Here is a 15,061-nt window from a genome sequence, read left to right as displayed (position 1 = left end):
CCTCCCCAGCCACCGCCCTGCTCCATGCCTTTTTCCAGCGCCGACCTTGCCGCCATTGGCCTCACGCTGCGGCTGGCGGGCACCACCATGGCGCTGCTGCTAGTGCTGAGCACACCACTGGCTTGGTGGCTGGCGCACACGCCCTCGCGCTGGCGCGGCGCCGTGTCGGCGGTGGTGGCCTTGCCACTGGTGTTGCCGCCCACAGTCATCGGCTTTTACCTGCTGGTGACGCTGGGGCCCAACGGAGCCCTGGGGCAGCTCACCCAATGGCTGGGGCTGGGCACCCTGCCCTTCACGTTTTGGGGCTTGGTGGTGGGCTCGCTCATCTATTCCCTGCCCTTTGCGGTGCAGCCACTGCAGCACGCGTTCGAGTCTGTCGGCAAGAAACCCCTGGAGGCCGCCGCCACGCTGGGTGCCGGGCCGCTGGACCGCTTTTTTACCGTGGCGTTGCCGCTGGCAGGGCCCGGGTTCATCACTGCCGCCATCCTGAGCTTTGCGCACACCGTGGGCGAGTTTGGCGTGGTGCTGATGCTGGGGGGCAATATCCCCGGCGTGACGCGCGTGGTGTCGGTGCAAATCTATGACCATGTGGAGGCGCTCGAGTACACCCAGGCCCATTGGCTGGCAGGGGGCATGGTGCTGTTTTCGTTCGTGGTGCTGCTGGGCCTGAACCTCACCCGCCGCAAAGCCGCTGCAGCGTTTTGATCATGCAAAACCCCCACAGCGCGCCCACGACTTCGCCCGCCCCGCCCATCGAAGTGCGCCTGCAACTGCAGCGCAGCGCCTTTGCGCTGGATGTAGACATGCAACTGCCCGGGCGCGGCATCACCGCACTGTTTGGCCCCTCGGGCTGCGGCAAAACCACCTGCCTGCGCGCCATGGCGGGGCTGGAGCATGCGCCCCTGGGCTGGGTGCGGGTGCATGGCGAGGTGTGGCAAAACGATGGCGTGCAAGGCGCGCCCCGCATTTGGCGCCCCGCGCACCAGCGCGCGCTGGGCTATGTGTTTCAGGACTCGCAGCTGTTTGAGCACCTGGACGTGCGCGGCAACATTGGCTACGGCCTTCAGCGCACCCCGGCCGCGCAGCGCAGGGTGGCGGTGGAGCAATTGGTGGAGCTGCTCGGCATTGGCGCCCTGATGGAGCGCAAGCCCGCCACGCTGTCGGGCGGCGAGCGCCAGCGCGTGGCCATCGCACGGGCCCTGGCCACCAGCCCGCGCCTGCTGCTGATGGATGAGCCGCTGGCCGCGCTGGACGCCCAGCGCAAGGCCGAGGTGCTGCCCTACCTGGAGCGGCTACACAGCGCGCTGGACATTCCGGTGGTGTACGTCAGCCATGCGCTGGACGAGGTTGCCCGGCTCGCCGAGCACATGGTGCTGCTGGAGGCGGGCCGCGTGCGCGCCAGTGGCCCCACGGCCGATCTGATTGCCCGGCTGGACCTGCCGCTGGCCCAAGGCGACGCCGCAGCCACAGTGGTCACCGGCACCGTCGCGCACCACGCGCCGCAGGACCACGTCACCAGCGTTGCGTTTGCCGGGGGTGAGCTGCTGCTGGTCAGCCCCCAGCCCCGTGCGCCTGGCCAAACCGTCAAGCTGCGCGTACAGGCCCGCGATGTGAGCCTGGCCCTGACCCCGCCGCAGGACAGCAGCATTCTCAACATCGTGCCCGCCACCGTGGCGGAGATGCGCGAAGACAGCCCAGGCCAGTGGATGGTGGCCCTGCTCGCTGGCGACACCCGCTTGCTGGCCCGCGTCACCCAGCGCTCGGCCCAGGCACTGCAGTTGCGGCCCGGGCTGCCCGTGTTCGCCCAAATCAAGGGCATCGCCATCGTGAACTGATTCGGATTGGCCAAGTGCGCGGCACACCGCGCACAAAGGCAACCCCTGTTCACCCCTTCAAAGATCGACGTTTTCAACGCCACGGCCCGACTGCGCGGCCAGCGTTTGAGCGGGTATTTTTGTTGACCCCTTAAAATGTCAACGAAATGTATCTTGAGCTTTGTCCAGAAATACTCAAGTGAGTGTCAATTGCATTCCCGTTGTACCTCAACCGTATGATGGCCGCATCAAACGAGGGTGAACACAGGGTGGAAGCAGCTTCAATCTGGCAAGGCGCAACACAGGCGTTTGTGGTGGGTTTTCCGCCGCCCATGCAAAGCCTGCTGTACTGGGGCTTTGCATCGCTGGTCGTGCACGTGTGCCAGCGGCTGGTAGAGCACACGGCCTTCTCGGTCGATCCCTCCAGCAGGCGCATCAGCGCGTCACATGCAGCTCTGTGCATTGGCTGCATTGTCTGGGCGCTGGATGTAGTGGGTCTGTTCATGTACTCCGAACTGTCTCACCACGCACTGGAGCTGGGCCCCGCACTGGGCTGCTTGCTGGTGATGGTATTCAGCGCCCGGCTCACCATCCCCACGCTGAGCTCCAGCACAAGCACTCGCAGTCTGATTCCTGCCGGGCTGGTGTTGGCCCTGGGCATGCTGGCGGGGCATTTTCTGCTGGCCAACAGCTACGTAGCCGATTTTTCAGAGGTCAATGCGTTGGCCATTGCCGTTGCGATTGCCACCGCCATGGGGGTGGCCTGCTACACCGCCATCCGGCACCGCGCCGCCAAGATGAGCGCACTGACGCCCCGCTACACCCCGCAAAACTGGCGCGACAAGTTCTTGAGCGGCGGGGCCATCCTCGTACTGCACTGGTTGCTGATCAACTGTTTCCCCTTGCAAAAGCCAAACGCCAATGGCCAGACGAATGGCCTGGCATTGCTGGCGGTGTTGCTCGTCTTCACACTGGCGCTGGCCGTGGAGCAATTGCGCAACATCCGCTCCGACCAGGTTCGCCAGCATCTGCAGCGGCTGGGTTTGTCGCTCATGCGCGTCACCCTGGCCCACCAGAAGCCGCCCGAGCACGACATCCAGCTGTCGCTGATTGCCGACCACCTGCCCCGGCTGCTCAACCGCAACAGCCTCACGCTGCACTTTCAGCCCATCGTCAACCTGTATGGCCCCCAGGTTCACTACGAAGCGCTGCTGCGCCTGAATGACCCGCTGCTGGGGCCCCTGAGCCCCGACGCTTTCTTTCTGGTGTGCGAGCTGCAAAGCAAAACCAGCCAGGTGGACCGGCTGGTTCTGGCCAATGCGCTGGACGCGGCCCAGGGCTGGCTGGCCCAGGGCATGCCCAGCAGCACGGTGTGCGTGAATGTGGCACCCGTCACGCTGCTGGAGCCCGGCTTTGCCCAATGGCTGGGCGCCAAGCTCCAACGGCGCGGGCTACCTTGGGGCATGCTGCAGCTGGAGCTGACAGAGCACGCCATCATTGCCTGCGGTGCGCACATGGTGCAGGCCATCAACGACCTGCGGACGCTGGGCGTTGGCGTGTTCATGGACGACTTTGGGGCCGGCTATTCATCGCTCGGTGTGCTCGCCGACCTGCCCATCAGTGGCATCAAGTGCGACCGGCTTTTTGTGCGCCAGCTACCACAAGACCCTCGCCGCCAGTCGCTGCTGCGCCATGTGGTGCGGCTGGCACGGGACCTGCAACTGGAGGTGGTCGTAGAAGGGGTGGAGACCGAGCAGGAGCTGCAGTCGGTGCTGGAGAGCGGCATTGGCAATGTTCAGGGCTACTTCTTCAGCAAAGCCATGCCACCAGAGGCCGTGCCCCAGTGGCACAAAGCCTATCGCCCCGCAGAGATCACGGTGCTGCCCCCGCGCCCCTCGGTCGCGGCATCACCGTTCCTGGCGGCCCCGGCGCCCATGCCCTCCTGAGCTGCCTAGGGACCCTCTGCACGAATCACCGCGCCGTGTGCATCTGCGGTCTCGGGCAGTCTGTGGCGTTGCAAATACTCGCAATAGCGATGGCTATTGCTGCGTTTTGCGCCTTGCATCCCATCCCGATCCGCAGCGCACACTTGGCCAGCTCGATTCGTGCAGAGGATCCCTAGCAGTTAGAAAAGACGGCAAACAGAACGACCCTTGTGTTGCCCTGAACCGCAGGCCCATCCGGTCACAATGCCGGGCTATCACCCAACCGTCCCGACTTGAGCAGGAGCCCCCGATTGACCGCGATGAACGTATTGGTGCTGGGCGGCTACGGCAACTTTGGTACCCGCATCTGCAAGGCACTGGCGGGCCATCCGCAAATCCACCTGCAGATCGCCGGGCGCCATGCCGGCAAAGCCCAGGCACTGGCAGACACACTGGGCGGCGGCGCTGAAGGTGTGGCACTGGACCACGAAGCCCCAGGCCTGGCAGCAAAGCTCAAGGCGCTGGGCGCAGGCCTGGTCATCCACACGGCAGGGCCCTTTCAAGCACAGGCCTATGGCGTGGCACTGGCCGCCGCGCAGGCTGGGGCCCATTACATCGACCTGGCCGACGGACGCCGGTTTGTGTGTGATTTTCCAGCGGCGCTGCACAGCGCATTTGCCAGCGCTGGCCGCACAGCAGTGGCTGGCGCCAGCACCGTGCCCGCGCTGTCTTCGGCCGTGGTGGATGCGCTGAGCGCAGGCTGGCAAAGCATCGACACCATCGACATCTGCATCGCCCCCGCACAGCGGGCACCCCGGGGCGAGGCCACACTGGCCGCCGTGCTCAGCTATTGCGGCCTGCCCATCGCGGTGTGGGAAGACGGGCGCTGGCAGCACCGCCTGGGCTGGGCGCAGCCTACCCCCGTGCACTTTCTGCGCCTGCGGCCCCGCCGTGGCGCGGTGTGCGACATCCCTGACCTGGAGCTGTTCCCTGCACACTACCGGGTGGCACGGCGGGTCAGCTTCCGGGCGGCGCTGGAAGTGGGCCTGGCGCAAAGCGCCTTCAGTGTGCTGGCCAGGCTACGCCAATGGGGTTGGCTAAAGCAGCCAGAAAAACTGGCGGCGCTCATGCACCGTGGTGGCGGGCTATTTGACGCACTGGGCACCCCGCTGGGCGGCATGGTGGTGCGCGTATCAGGGAGCAATGCGCAAGGCCAGCCCAGCCAACGCGCCTGGCACATTGCGGCAGACCACGACCATGGGCCGGAGATTCCGTGCATGGCCGCCATCTTGCTGGCGCGCCAGCTGGCCGAGGGACAACCGCTGCCGATCGGGGCCTGGACCAGCACCGGCCTGCTGCCGCTGGACGCCTTCGCCCCTGAATTTGCCAAATGGGGCATGCAGACCGATACCGTGGACGAAGCTGGCCCACATTGAACAACGCATGGCACACCAAAAACTGACCTTCCCCATGCCCGCGCGGGCCGATCTGGCTTTTGATGCCTTTCACTACCAACACTGGCGTGCGCAGTGGGACCCGCTGGTCAGCCGCACCCACGTGCAAGATGGCGCCCCCTGCCCCAGCGTGGGTGCCATTTCTGAAAACACGGGGGCAGGCGCGCTGCGGGCCTTGTCCATGCGCACGCAGTTCGTCAGTTACGACAGGCCCATGCTGGCCGCCGCCAAGATGGTGGGGCGCTCGTTTCCGTTCACACAGTGGGCGGCTTCCATGCGCCACCAGGCCGATGGTGCAGACCGCTCACAACTCATCTACACCTTTGAGGTAGGCCCAGCCCCGCTGCGCTGGGTGCCAGTCCACTGAATCCTTGAAATCGACGGTGCGCCGGGGTTGCAGCGGGATGCACGGCAAGGCGCATGCTGCAGCCAAGGCTGGCCGCCTTGGCAAAGCATGCAACGCAGCCGGGCTGCCCGCTGCAGCCCCGGCCCGCAGGGTGAGGGTCTGGCAAGGCCGCACTCGTCGTTGCCGTGCTCGCCGGGTGTCCAACCCGGCTGCGCCCGGCGCCTAGATTGCGGCCTTGCCAGACCCTCACGCACCGCTGATTTCAAGGATTCAGTGGACTAAAGCCCGTGGTGCACTGGGTGTTTGCACGCAAGACGAAGCAGCGCTTTGCCCGGCTGGCACAGTTTCTGGCCATCCATGCACAAGACATTGCAGCCTGGCAGCAGACCCAGCAGGCGTGCACGACCGCGACGGGCCAGCCCTCATCAACCCCCTAGTGCCCCGAGTTGGGGGTGAGGGCCTGGGCTGCCCCCATCCAGCGGCATCGCACTCGGGTTGTGCCGGGACAAGGCATGCCACCACCTGCGCACTATCATCCCGGCATGCTCATCGAGACTCTGGACACCGCGCGCGACCTGGGGCGCCTCAAGGAAATTCTGGGGGTGATGGTGCGCCACGGCTTTGGCGACACCGTGCGCCGCCTGGGCCTGGCCGACAAGCTCGAACGTGCGGGGCAAGCCCTGCACCGGCCCCACGCCGCAGACCTGGCCCGCATCGAGCCCCCGGTGCAGGTGCGCCTGGCCCTGGAAGAACTGGGCCCCACCTTCGTCAAGTTCGGACAAATTCTGGCAGGCCGTGCCGACCTGTTTGGCCCCGAATTCATCACCGAACTGGAGAAGCTGCACAGCCAGGTGCCCGCCGTGCCCTTTGAGGCGCTGCGCCCCCAACTGCGCGAAGACCTAGGCGGCGAGCCCGAAGCCGTGTTTGCCTGGTTCGACACGGTGCCCCTGGCCGCCGCCTCCATCGCCCAGGTGCACCGCGCACGGCTGCACGATGGCACCGAGGTCATCGTCAAGATCCGCAGGCCCGGCATTGCCGACACCATTGCCGCAGACCTGCGCCTGCTGCAGCGCCTGGCCGCCTTGGCCGAGGCCGAGCTGCCTGCCCTCAAGCCCTACCACCCGCAGCAACTGGTGCGCGAGTTTGCCCGGTCGCTGCGGCGCGAGCTGGACCTGGCGGGCGAATGCCGCCAGGCCGAACGCATTGCCGCCAACCTGCAGACCCTGCCCTGGATCACCGTGCCCCGCGTGTACTGGCACCACACCAGCGAGCGGGTCAACGTGCAGGACTTCATCGCAGGCACGCCCGGGGGAGCGCTGGATGCGCTGACGCCAGAGGCCGGGTTCAATCGCACCGTGCTGGCCCAGCGGGGTGCGCAGGCCGTGCTCAAGATGATTGTGCAAGACGGTGTGTTCCACGCCGACCCGCACCCCGGCAATGTGTTTTACCTGCCGGGCAACCAGATCGCCTTCATCGACTTTGGCATGGTGGGGCGCTTGTCGCAGCGGCGGCGCGATGAGCTGCTGCAGCTGCTGCTGGGCTTGGTAGAGCAGCAGCCCCAGGCCGTGGCCGATGTGCTGCTGGACTGGACGGGCGATGGGCCGGGCACGCAACTGGGCCAGTTGGAAACCGAGATTGAAGCCTTTGTCGACCAGTACCACGGCGTGCCGCTGGCGCAGCTCAGCCTGGGCCAGATGCTGGCCGACGTGACGGCCATCCTGCGCGAGCACCACCTGGGCCTGCCCTCGGACCTGGCCCTGCTCATCAAGGCCTTTATCTCGCTGGAGGGCATGGGCCGCAACCTCGACCCGGGCTTTCACATGGCGTCCGAGGCCTTACCCCTGCTGCAGCAAGTGGTCAAGGCCCGCTACCAGCCCAAGGCCGTTGCCACACGCACCTGGCAAACGCTGCGGCGCACGCTGGCCACCGTGGAGCAGCTGCCCGACGACATCTCGCGCCTGCTGCGCAACGCCCGGCGCGGGCACTTGCAGGTGGGCATTGAACTGGCCCACCTCAAACGCGTGGGCGATCAGATTGACCGATCGGCCAACCGCCTGGCGATGGCGCTGGTGATCGCTGCGCTCATCATTGGCTCGTCCATCGTGATGACGGTCAAAGGTGGCCCCACCCTGTTCGGCCTGCCCGCCTTTGGCTTTCTCGGCTTTTTTGGGGCAGTGGTGTGCGGGCTGTGGCTGGTGCGGGCCATCTGGCGCAGCAGCCACCACCGTGACGATGAGGCATAAGCGCCTGCGCCAAGCTGCGGTGGCCACCCAGGGCAACGCAAACCCGGCTGCAGTCCCTTGAAGGAAAAAGACACATGCTGCACCCCACCAGGCTGGTGCAGCGTGTGCCGTACAAACCGCCTACGCCAAGCTGCGGCAAGGCGATTGAATCATCCCCACGCAGGGCGATTCAGGCCCCTTCAAGGCCGCCCAAAACCCAGCCGCTGCAGCACGGCCTGTGCCGCTGGCTCGGTGAGCGACTGTGCAAACGCTTGGGCCTGCACCGGGGCATCTGTGCGCACTGCCAGGCCATAGGCGGCCCCCACCTGCAGCGTTGCCGGCAAGGGCACCACGCGCAGCGAAGGCACCTCGGCCTGGGCCGACACAGCGTTGGTGCAGTAGGTCAAAAACACATCGGCCTGGCGCTGCTCCATCACCCATGCGTAGGTGCCGCGCCCTGCCGGTGGCTTGGGCGAATCGGCCGCCCCCGTGAGCTTGAGCGCCTTGGCATCGAGCACCGCGTAGGCCCCTGGCTGCACAGCATCGGCCTTGCGGAACAAGGCCCAGGCATAGTCGCCCGAGGGGTCTGCCTTGGGGGTGGAGGTGCCCATCCGCACCTCACTGCGCAGCAGGGTGGGCAGCAAGGTGTCTGGCGTGGCATGGATGTGGGGCCCTGTCAGCGCACACAGGGCGTTGCGTGTGAAGACGACGACAGGCTGCCAGCCCCCTTGGGCGGCCAGGCGCTGCGGGTGCTCGGTGTCCGCCGAAGCGAACACTTGGGCGGGCTCTCCCTGCTCGATGCGCTCGCGCAGCAAGCCAGATGCACCGAACGTGAGCCGCACGGGCTGGCCCGTGCGTGCTTCGTGGTTCCGCGCAATGTCAGTGAGCGCTTCGCGCAAGCTGCCTGCGGCGTAGACCGCAATGGGCAGCGCGTCAGCCATCGGTGCCTTGGAAGCTGGTGCGGAGCACCCTGCCACTCCCAACATCAAGGCAGCCAGCACAACGTGTGCAGACCCTACCGAGGCTGTGCGGCTGCTGGGCAGGGACTTGCATATGGGCATGGCAAATCACTTGGCAGCGTTGGGGAAGAACAATTGCTCGCCACCGATCTTGTAGGCGGCAATCACGTTCTGCCCAGCGGGTGACACCACCCAGTCCACAAACTTCTGCGCGTCTTGCGCCTTGACATGGGCGTGCTTGGCGGGGTTCACCACCATCACGCCATATTGGTTGAACAGGCGGGTATCGCCCTCGACCAGCACGGCCAGATCCGCACGGTTCTTGAAGTTGAGCCAGGTGCCCCGGTCGGCCAACACGTAGGCGCCGCTGGAGGCGGCAATGTTCAGCGCCGGGCCCATGCCGCAGCCGCATTCCTTGTAGCCGCTGCCCTTGCTGGCCTCAGCGCCCGCCAGCTTCCAGTAGCGCAGCTCGGCCGCATGCGTGCCGCTCTTGTCACCGCGCGAGACAAATTCGCCGTTGGAGGTGGCCAGCTTCTTGAGCGCTTCAACAATGTCCTTGCCCTTGGTGCCCACGGGGTCGGCCTTGGGGCCCACCAGGATGAAGTCGTTGTACATGACAGGGTAGCGCTTGACGGCCCAGCCATCGGCCACGAACTTTTCTTCAGCCGCCTGGTCGTGCACAAAGAGCACGTCGGCATCCCCGCGGCGGGCGGTGTCCAGCGCCTGGCCGGTGCCCAAGGCCACCACCTTTACGTCCAGGCCGCTGGCCTTTTTGAACTCAGGCAGCAGGTGCGAGAACAGGCCCGATTGCTCGGTCGAGGTGGTGGAGGCCATGGTGATGGACTGCGCCGACGCAGCACTACACGCTATCAAAACAATAGCTGCCAGCGCTTTATGGACGGGCGCCAGAGCACCAAATACCTTGAAATTCTTCATACCGACTCTCCTTTGACAAACAAACGGGCGGCCTCTGGCAAGGGGCCATTGAAAAAGTCATGCACCGGCAGATCGGCCACCAGGCGCCCATGCTCCAGGTACACCACCCGGCTGGCCAGGCGCTTAACCTGCCCCAGGTTGTGGCTGCTGAACACCATGGTCACGGGCTGCGCGCTGGCGCGCATGGCGTGGCCTGGTTCGTGGCCAAGGTCATGGCTCAGGGCAAACTCGGCCATCAAGGCTTCCACCTCGCGCTTGGCATGCGGGTCCAGGCTGGAGGTGGGCTCATCCAGCAGCAACACCTCGGCGCGCAGGGCCCAGGCGCGGGCCAGGGCCACACGCTGCTGCTGGCCGCCCGACAAGGTGCGGGCGTTTTGCAAGGCGATGGACTGCAACCCTACGCGGTGCAGCGCTGCCAGCGCTTGCGCGCGCGCATCGGCCCAGCGGCTGCCACGCAGCCACAGCGCCAGCGCCACGTTGTTTTGCGCGCTGGTGCGCAGCATGTGCGGGCGCTGGAACAGCATGGCCTGCTGGCGCGCGAGCGCCGTGTGGCAGTGCCCGGCGCTGGCGGGCACCAGGCCGTGCAGCACGCGCAGCAGCGTACTCTTGCCACTGCCATTGGCGCCCACCAGGGCCACACGCTCGCCCGGGGCAATGCGCAGCGTCACGCCCGTCAGCGCATGCACACGGCCAAAGCGCACGTCCACCCCCTGCAAATCCATGAGGGGCGCGGCCACAGGGGATGCCATGGCGTCCATGGGCAAGTCGGCCATCATGCGGCCACTCCTACAGGCAGATCGGTGCTGGCACCGTCCACCCGCTCGCGCCAGCGCCGCAGCAGCGCAATCACCACGTTCAGCGCCAGCACCACTGACAGCAAGATCAAGCCCAGCGCCAGTGCCAGGGGCAGGTCACCCTTGCTGGTCTCCAGCGCAATGGCCGTGGTCATCACGCGGGTAAAGCCATCGATGTTGCCGCCCACGATCATCACGGCGCCCACTTCAGAAATGGCGCGGCCAAACGAGGCCAACAGCACCGTGAGCAAAGCGTAGCGTTCATCCCAGGCCAGCAGCAGGCTGCGCAGCAACGACCCTGCCCCCAGCGATCGCAGTTGCTCGCCATGCACACGGTCAGCATCCTCCACCACCTGCCGCGTCAGCGCCGTGGCCACCGGCAGCACCAGCAGCGCCTGGGCCAGCACCATGGCCTTGAAGCTGAACAACCAGCCCCAGCTGCCCAGTGGCCCGCTGCGCGACAGCAGCAAATACACCACCAGCCCCACCACCACCGAGGGCACGGCCAGCAAGGTATTGAGCACCGCCAGCACCGCGCCGCGCCCGGCAAAGCGCGCCACACCCAGCCAGGCGCCCAGCACCAAGCCCGCACCACAAGCCAACAGGCAGGCGGTGGCGCTGACAGACAGGGATCGGCCGACGATGGTCCACAAAGCGGGGTCGGCAGAGAAAGTGAGTTGCAGCGCTGTGTTCGCGCTTTCGGTAACGGTGGACATGGATTCGACTATCGTATGCACCCAGCCAATCTCCAGCGATATGAAATCCTGTGCATAGGATCCAACTCCACTACACCTTGAGCCGCGATGCGGGCGACGCCCAGATCCGCAACCCCCTGCCCGAAATGCTGGAGGCCGTGGCGCAGCAGGGGTCCATCTCTGCCGCAGCGCGCACGCTGGGCATGTCGTACCGCCATGTCTGGGGCGCCCTCAAGCGGTGGGAAGAGCAACTGGGCGGCGAGCTGATCATCTGGGGCAAGGGCCAGTCCGCCCAGCTCAGCGAGTTCGGTACCAAGCTGCTGTGGGCCGAGCGCCAGGCCCAGGCCCGCCTGGCACCGCAAATCGCAGCCCTGCACGCCGACCTGGAGCGCGCCTTTGCCGTGGCCTTTGACGACAGCGCCCATGTGCTGACCATGTACGCCAGCCACGACGACGCGCTGGCCACCCTGCGTGCCCATGCGGCCACGCCCGGCGAGTCAGGGGCGCTGCATCTGGACATCCGCTTCACTGGCAGCGTGGACGCCATACGGGCGCTGAACGAGGGCCGCTGCACGCTGGCGGGTTTTCATACATTGGAGCAACCCGCAGCCAGCTCACTGGCCGCCCGCACCTACAAGCCGCTGCTGCAACCGGGCCTGCACAAGATCATTGGCTTTGCCAAGCGCACGCAAGGGCTGATCGTGGCCAAGGGCAATCCGCTGGGCCTGCAGTCGTTGGCCGATGTGGCCCGCACCGGCGCGCGCTTTGTGAATCGGCCCCTGGGCAGTGGCACCCGCGTGCTGCTGGAAGACCAACTGGCCCTGGCGGGCCTGACCGGGCAGCACATCACGGGCTTTGACCACGATGAGCCCTCGCACACCGCCGTGGCACAGGCGGTGGTGGCCGGGGCTGCAGACGCAGGCCTGGGCATCGAGATGGCGGCCCGCGCACGCGGGCTGGATTTTGTTCCACTGGTGGACGAGCGCTACCACCTGGCCTGCCTCAAATCGAGCCTGGAGCAACCGGCCACACGGGCGCTGCGGGCATTGCTGCTGTCGCCCGCCTGGCAACTGCACATGGCCCAGCTGCCCGGCTACACGCCCATGCGCAGCGGCGAGGTTCTGGCGATGAGCAGCGTGCTGCCGTGGTGGCAATTTGCGGGTCCCAAACGCACTTCAACGCCTAGGAAGAAACCCTAATTGCTACACTTTTAGTAGCTAAAGAACCAATACAGCCATAGGGATAACACCGTCACGCAGCTGTCAGACTCGGCTTACAGTGCTCCGTAGAATCGCGCCGTTGTAAAAGTTCGTGCACCCTTTCGCCCTACCGGGACGAAAGGCCAGCGCGATGTCGGCAAAGCCTTTTTATTGGAGACACCATGCAGGCTCTATTGAAGTTATCCAGGGGGATCGACTGGCTTAACACCCAGGTCGGTAAATACGTGGTCTGGCTGATCCTGGCCTCCACAGTCATCAGCGGTGTGAACGCCGTGGTGCGCAAGGCGTTCAACGTCAGCTCCAACGCGTTCCTGGAAGTGCAGTGGTATTTGTTTGCTGCCTCGTTCCTGCTTGCTGCGGGCTACACCCTCTTGCAAGGCGAGCACGTCAAGGTAGACGTGGTCTCCAGCCGCTTCTCCAAGCGCACCCAGATTTGGATCGACGTGTTTGGCTACATCGCCTTCCTCACGCCCATGTGCTTTGCGGCTCTTTGGTATGGCATTCCCTTCTTCACCCGCGCACTGGCCTCGGGCGAGATGTCCAGCAACGCAGGCGGCCTGATCCGCTGGCCCGTGTACCTGATGATCCCCATGGGCTTCAGCCTGCTGTGGCTGCAAGGCGTGTCTGAGCTGATCAAGCGCTTGGCGTTCCTCAAAGGTCTGATCGACGACCCCACCTCCAAGAAGGCAGAAAAGACAGCAGAAGAAGAGCTGGCCGAATCCATCCGCAACTTGGCCGAAGCCGCCAAGGGCAACGGCAAGAACAAGGCCGAGGCCCATTGAACGGCCCCACAAGCGGAGACATACACCATGGAATTCATTGCACACAACCTCGCCCCCATCATGTTTGCGGGGCTCATCTGTTTCTTGCTGGTGGGCTTCCCTGTGGCCTTCAGCCTGGGCGCCTGCGGCTTGTTTTTCGCCTTCATCGGGATTGAGCTGAACGTCTTGCCCGAAGCCCTGCTGCAAGCTGTGCCGCTGCGCATGTTCGGCATCATGCAAAACGACACGCTGCTGGCCATTCCGTTCTTCACGCTCATGGGGCTGATCCTGGAGCGAAGCGGCATGGCTGAAGACTTGCTGGACACCATTGGCCAACTGTTTGGCCCCATCCGCGGTGGTCTGGCGCTGGCCGTGATCTTTGTGGGCGCACTGCTGGCCGCCACAACCGGGGTGGTGGCGGCGTCGGTGATCTCGATGGGCTTGATCTCATTGCCCATCATGCTCAGATACGGCTACGACCGCCGCCTGGCAGCGGGGGTGATTGCCGCCTCCGGTACGCTGGCTCAGATCATTCCCCCATCGTTGGTGCTCATCATCATTGCCGACCAACTGGGCCGCAGCGTGGGCGACATGTACAAGGGCGCGTTTGTGCCCGGCCTGATGCTCACGGGTTTTTACGCCCTCTATGTGATCTTGCTCGCGGTATTCAAGCCACAGTGGGTGCCTGCCCTTCCTCCCGAAGCGCGCACCCTGCGTGAAGACAACGGCAAGAACGGCCTGCCCTCGTTGCTGGCTCTGACCGCTGTCTGCACGGCCGCTTCTGTCTACGTGGCCAAAAACATGCCAGCCCTGCACACATGGTGGTCTGGCGAAGTGGTGGAAAAGGTTGCACTGGATGAGACCATCGTGGTGTCCATGTGCTTTGGCGTGGCTTTGGCCTTCGTGGCCGCCAGCATCAACAAGATCACCCGCCTGGGCCTGCTGTCGCGCGTTGCAGAACGTGTGACCTTTGTCCTGATTCCACCGCTGCTGCTGATTTTTCTGGTGCTGGGCACCATCTTCCTGGGTGTGGCCACGCCGACCGAAGGCGGCGCCATGGGCGCACTGGGCGCCACCATCATGGCCATCCTGCGAGGCCGCTTGAGCATGAGCCTGCTGACCCAGGCAGTGCATACCACGACCAAGCTGTCGTGCTTTGTGGTGTTCATTCTGGTGGGCGCCACCATCTTTGGTCTGACCTTCCAGGGTGTGGACGGCCCGCTGTGGGTGGAGCATTTGCTGTCAGGCTTGCCAGGTGGCCAATTGGGCTTCCTGATCGTCGTGAACATCATGGTGTTCTTCCTGGCGTTCTTCCTGGACTTCTTTGAGCTGTCCTTCATCGTGGTGCCCTTGCTGGCCCCCGTAGCCCACAAGCTGGGGATTGACCTGATCTGGTTTGGCGTGCTGCTGGCCATCAACATGCAAACCTCGTTCATGCACCCACCGTTCGGGTTTGCGCTGTTCTACCTGCGCAGCGTGGCCCCTGCCAAAGAGTACATGGACAAGGTCACCAAGAAGATGATCGCCCCGGTGACCACGCCGCAGATCTACTGGGGTGCCATCCCCTTCCTGATCATTCAGCTGACCATGGTAGGGTTGGTCATCGCCTTCCCAGGCATCGTCTCCAGCGGTTTGGACAAAGAAGAGGTCTATGACCTGGACAAGGTGCGCATGGAAATGGAAGCCACCATGCCTGACGCCATGCCCGAAGCCGCAGACCCCACGGCAGGCATGGAAGGCTCGACCAGCGCCGAACCCGCAGCATCCGCTCCAGCAGATGACCCACTGAAGGCCCTGCAAGACTCTCTGGAACAAGAGAAGAAGTAAGGCACAACGAAAAAAAGGGCGCTACCCAAACACCAGCGCCTATTCAAGCCCCCGGGCCCCGGCAGACACTGCGTCTGCCGGGGCTTTTTTGCGTATGGCATCCAACGG

13 protein-coding genes are annotated in these 15,061 nt (G+C 65.1%); 9 read left to right on the top strand and 4 right to left on the bottom strand.

The genetic code is table 11. From position 1 onward, the window contains the following. Positions 1 to 24 precede the first annotated feature (24 nt). The 6 genes from modB to CLU86_RS04315 all read left to right on the top strand — a co-directional run bounded on the left by modB (position 25) and on the right by CLU86_RS04315 (position 7,782). Positions 25 to 705, top strand: a complete 681-nt coding sequence (gene modB, locus CLU86_RS04340) for a molybdate ABC transporter permease subunit (protein ID WP_099740762.1) — start codon at positions 25 to 27, stop codon at positions 703 to 705. Between the two features lie 2 nt (positions 706 to 707). After that, the gene (modC, locus tag CLU86_RS04335) at positions 708 to 1,835 is read left to right on the top strand and encodes a molybdenum ABC transporter ATP-binding protein (RefSeq protein ID WP_099740761.1); all 1,128 of its coding nucleotides are present in this window, start codon (positions 708 to 710) and stop codon (positions 1,833 to 1,835) included. A gap of 215 nt (positions 1,836 to 2,050) precedes the next feature. Continuing rightward, on the top strand, positions 2,051 to 3,760 hold the full coding sequence (locus tag CLU86_RS04330) for an EAL domain-containing protein (protein ID WP_233194778.1): 1,710 nt from the start codon (positions 2,051 to 2,053) through the stop codon (positions 3,758 to 3,760). A gap of 299 nt (positions 3,761 to 4,059) precedes the next feature. After that, a complete protein-coding gene (locus tag CLU86_RS04325) occupies positions 4,060 to 5,175 on the top strand; it encodes a saccharopine dehydrogenase family protein (RefSeq protein ID WP_099740760.1) in 1,116 nt (371 codons plus the stop codon). A 7-nt stretch (positions 5,176 to 5,182) separates the two neighbouring features. Continuing rightward, positions 5,183 to 5,560, top strand: coding sequence for an SRPBCC family protein (locus tag CLU86_RS04320; protein WP_199175086.1), 378 nt, complete (start codon positions 5,183 to 5,185; stop codon positions 5,558 to 5,560). A 521-nt stretch (positions 5,561 to 6,081) separates the two neighbouring features. Further along, entirely contained in the window at positions 6,082 to 7,782 is a 1,701-nt protein-coding gene (locus tag CLU86_RS04315) for an AarF/ABC1/UbiB kinase family protein (protein ID WP_099740759.1), read from the top strand. Between the two features lie 179 nt (positions 7,783 to 7,961). Here CLU86_RS04315 and CLU86_RS04310 read toward each other — a convergent pair whose 3' ends face one another. The 4 genes from CLU86_RS04310 to CLU86_RS04295 all read right to left on the bottom strand — a co-directional run bounded on the left by CLU86_RS04310 (position 7,962) and on the right by CLU86_RS04295 (position 11,166). Further along, positions 7,962 to 8,702 carry a molybdate ABC transporter substrate-binding protein gene (locus CLU86_RS04310; protein WP_233194777.1) on the bottom strand — a complete coding sequence of 247 codons (741 nt, stop codon included), beginning with the start codon at positions 8,700 to 8,702 and terminating at the stop codon, positions 7,962 to 7,964. A 126-nt stretch (positions 8,703 to 8,828) separates the two neighbouring features. Further along, complete coding sequence (locus CLU86_RS04305; protein ID WP_099740758.1) at positions 8,829 to 9,656, bottom strand: extracellular solute-binding protein; 828 nt, start codon at positions 9,654 to 9,656, stop codon at positions 8,829 to 8,831. Then, positions 9,653 to 10,432: an ATP-binding cassette domain-containing protein gene (locus tag CLU86_RS04300; protein ID WP_099740757.1), complete on the bottom strand. Its 780-nt coding sequence runs from the start codon at positions 10,430 to 10,432 to the stop codon at positions 9,653 to 9,655. Before CLU86_RS04300 ends, CLU86_RS04305 begins: the two co-directional genes overlap by 4 nt. Continuing rightward, positions 10,429 to 11,166, bottom strand: a complete 738-nt coding sequence (locus CLU86_RS04295; protein WP_099740756.1) for an ABC transporter permease — start codon at positions 11,164 to 11,166, stop codon at positions 10,429 to 10,431. The genes CLU86_RS04300 and CLU86_RS04295 overlap by 4 nt, the downstream gene beginning before the upstream one ends. A 50-nt stretch (positions 11,167 to 11,216) precedes the next feature. Here CLU86_RS04295 and CLU86_RS04290 point away from each other — a divergent pair, with 50 nt between their 5' ends. From CLU86_RS04290 to CLU86_RS04280, 3 genes are all read left to right on the top strand, one after another. After that, positions 11,217 to 12,344: a substrate-binding domain-containing protein gene (locus CLU86_RS04290; RefSeq protein WP_099655001.1), complete on the top strand. Its 1,128-nt coding sequence runs from the start codon at positions 11,217 to 11,219 to the stop codon at positions 12,342 to 12,344. Positions 12,345 to 12,526: 182 nt separating this feature from the next. Further along, complete coding sequence (locus CLU86_RS04285) at positions 12,527 to 13,147, top strand: TRAP transporter small permease subunit (RefSeq protein WP_099740755.1); 621 nt, start codon at positions 12,527 to 12,529, stop codon at positions 13,145 to 13,147. Positions 13,148 to 13,174: 27 nt separating this feature from the next. Next, positions 13,175 to 14,953: a TRAP transporter large permease subunit gene (locus CLU86_RS04280; RefSeq protein WP_099740754.1), complete on the top strand. Its 1,779-nt coding sequence runs from the start codon at positions 13,175 to 13,177 to the stop codon at positions 14,951 to 14,953. Positions 14,954 to 15,061: the final 108 nt, after the last annotated feature.

This window comes from Acidovorax sp. 62 (assembly GCF_002754495.1).
Lineage (GTDB): Bacteria > Pseudomonadota > Gammaproteobacteria > Burkholderiales > Burkholderiaceae_C > Acidovorax.
This window is presented reverse-complemented; position numbering and strand designations above follow the sequence as displayed.

What these genes read in the sequence shown, in the direction of transcription:
- modB (WP_099740762.1), top strand. Translation starts at nt 25, where the DNA reads ATGCCTTTTTCCAGCGCCGACCTTGCCGCCATTGGCCTCACGCTGCGG.
- modC (WP_099740761.1), top strand. Translation starts at nt 708, where the DNA reads ATGCAAAACCCCCACAGCGCGCCCACGACTTCGCCCGCCCCGCCCATC.
- CLU86_RS04330 (WP_233194778.1), top strand. Translation starts at nt 2,051, where the DNA reads ATGATGGCCGCATCAAACGAGGGTGAACACAGGGTGGAAGCAGCTTCA.
- CLU86_RS04325 (WP_099740760.1), top strand. Translation starts at nt 4,060, where the DNA reads ATGAACGTATTGGTGCTGGGCGGCTACGGCAACTTTGGTACCCGCATC.
- CLU86_RS04320 (WP_199175086.1), top strand. Translation starts at nt 5,183, where the DNA reads ATGGCACACCAAAAACTGACCTTCCCCATGCCCGCGCGGGCCGATCTG.
- CLU86_RS04315 (WP_099740759.1), top strand. Translation starts at nt 6,082, where the DNA reads ATGCTCATCGAGACTCTGGACACCGCGCGCGACCTGGGGCGCCTCAAG.
- CLU86_RS04310 (WP_233194777.1), bottom strand. Translation starts at nt 8,702, where the DNA reads ATGGCTGACGCGCTGCCCATTGCGGTCTACGCCGCAGGCAGCTTGCGC.
- CLU86_RS04305 (WP_099740758.1), bottom strand. Translation starts at nt 9,656, where the DNA reads ATGAAGAATTTCAAGGTATTTGGTGCTCTGGCGCCCGTCCATAAAGCG.
- CLU86_RS04300 (WP_099740757.1), bottom strand. Translation starts at nt 10,432, where the DNA reads ATGATGGCCGACTTGCCCATGGACGCCATGGCATCCCCTGTGGCCGCG.
- CLU86_RS04295 (WP_099740756.1), bottom strand. Translation starts at nt 11,166, where the DNA reads ATGTCCACCGTTACCGAAAGCGCGAACACAGCGCTGCAACTCACTTTC.
- CLU86_RS04285 (WP_099740755.1), top strand. Translation starts at nt 12,527, where the DNA reads ATGCAGGCTCTATTGAAGTTATCCAGGGGGATCGACTGGCTTAACACC.
- CLU86_RS04280 (WP_099740754.1), top strand. Translation starts at nt 13,175, where the DNA reads ATGGAATTCATTGCACACAACCTCGCCCCCATCATGTTTGCGGGGCTC.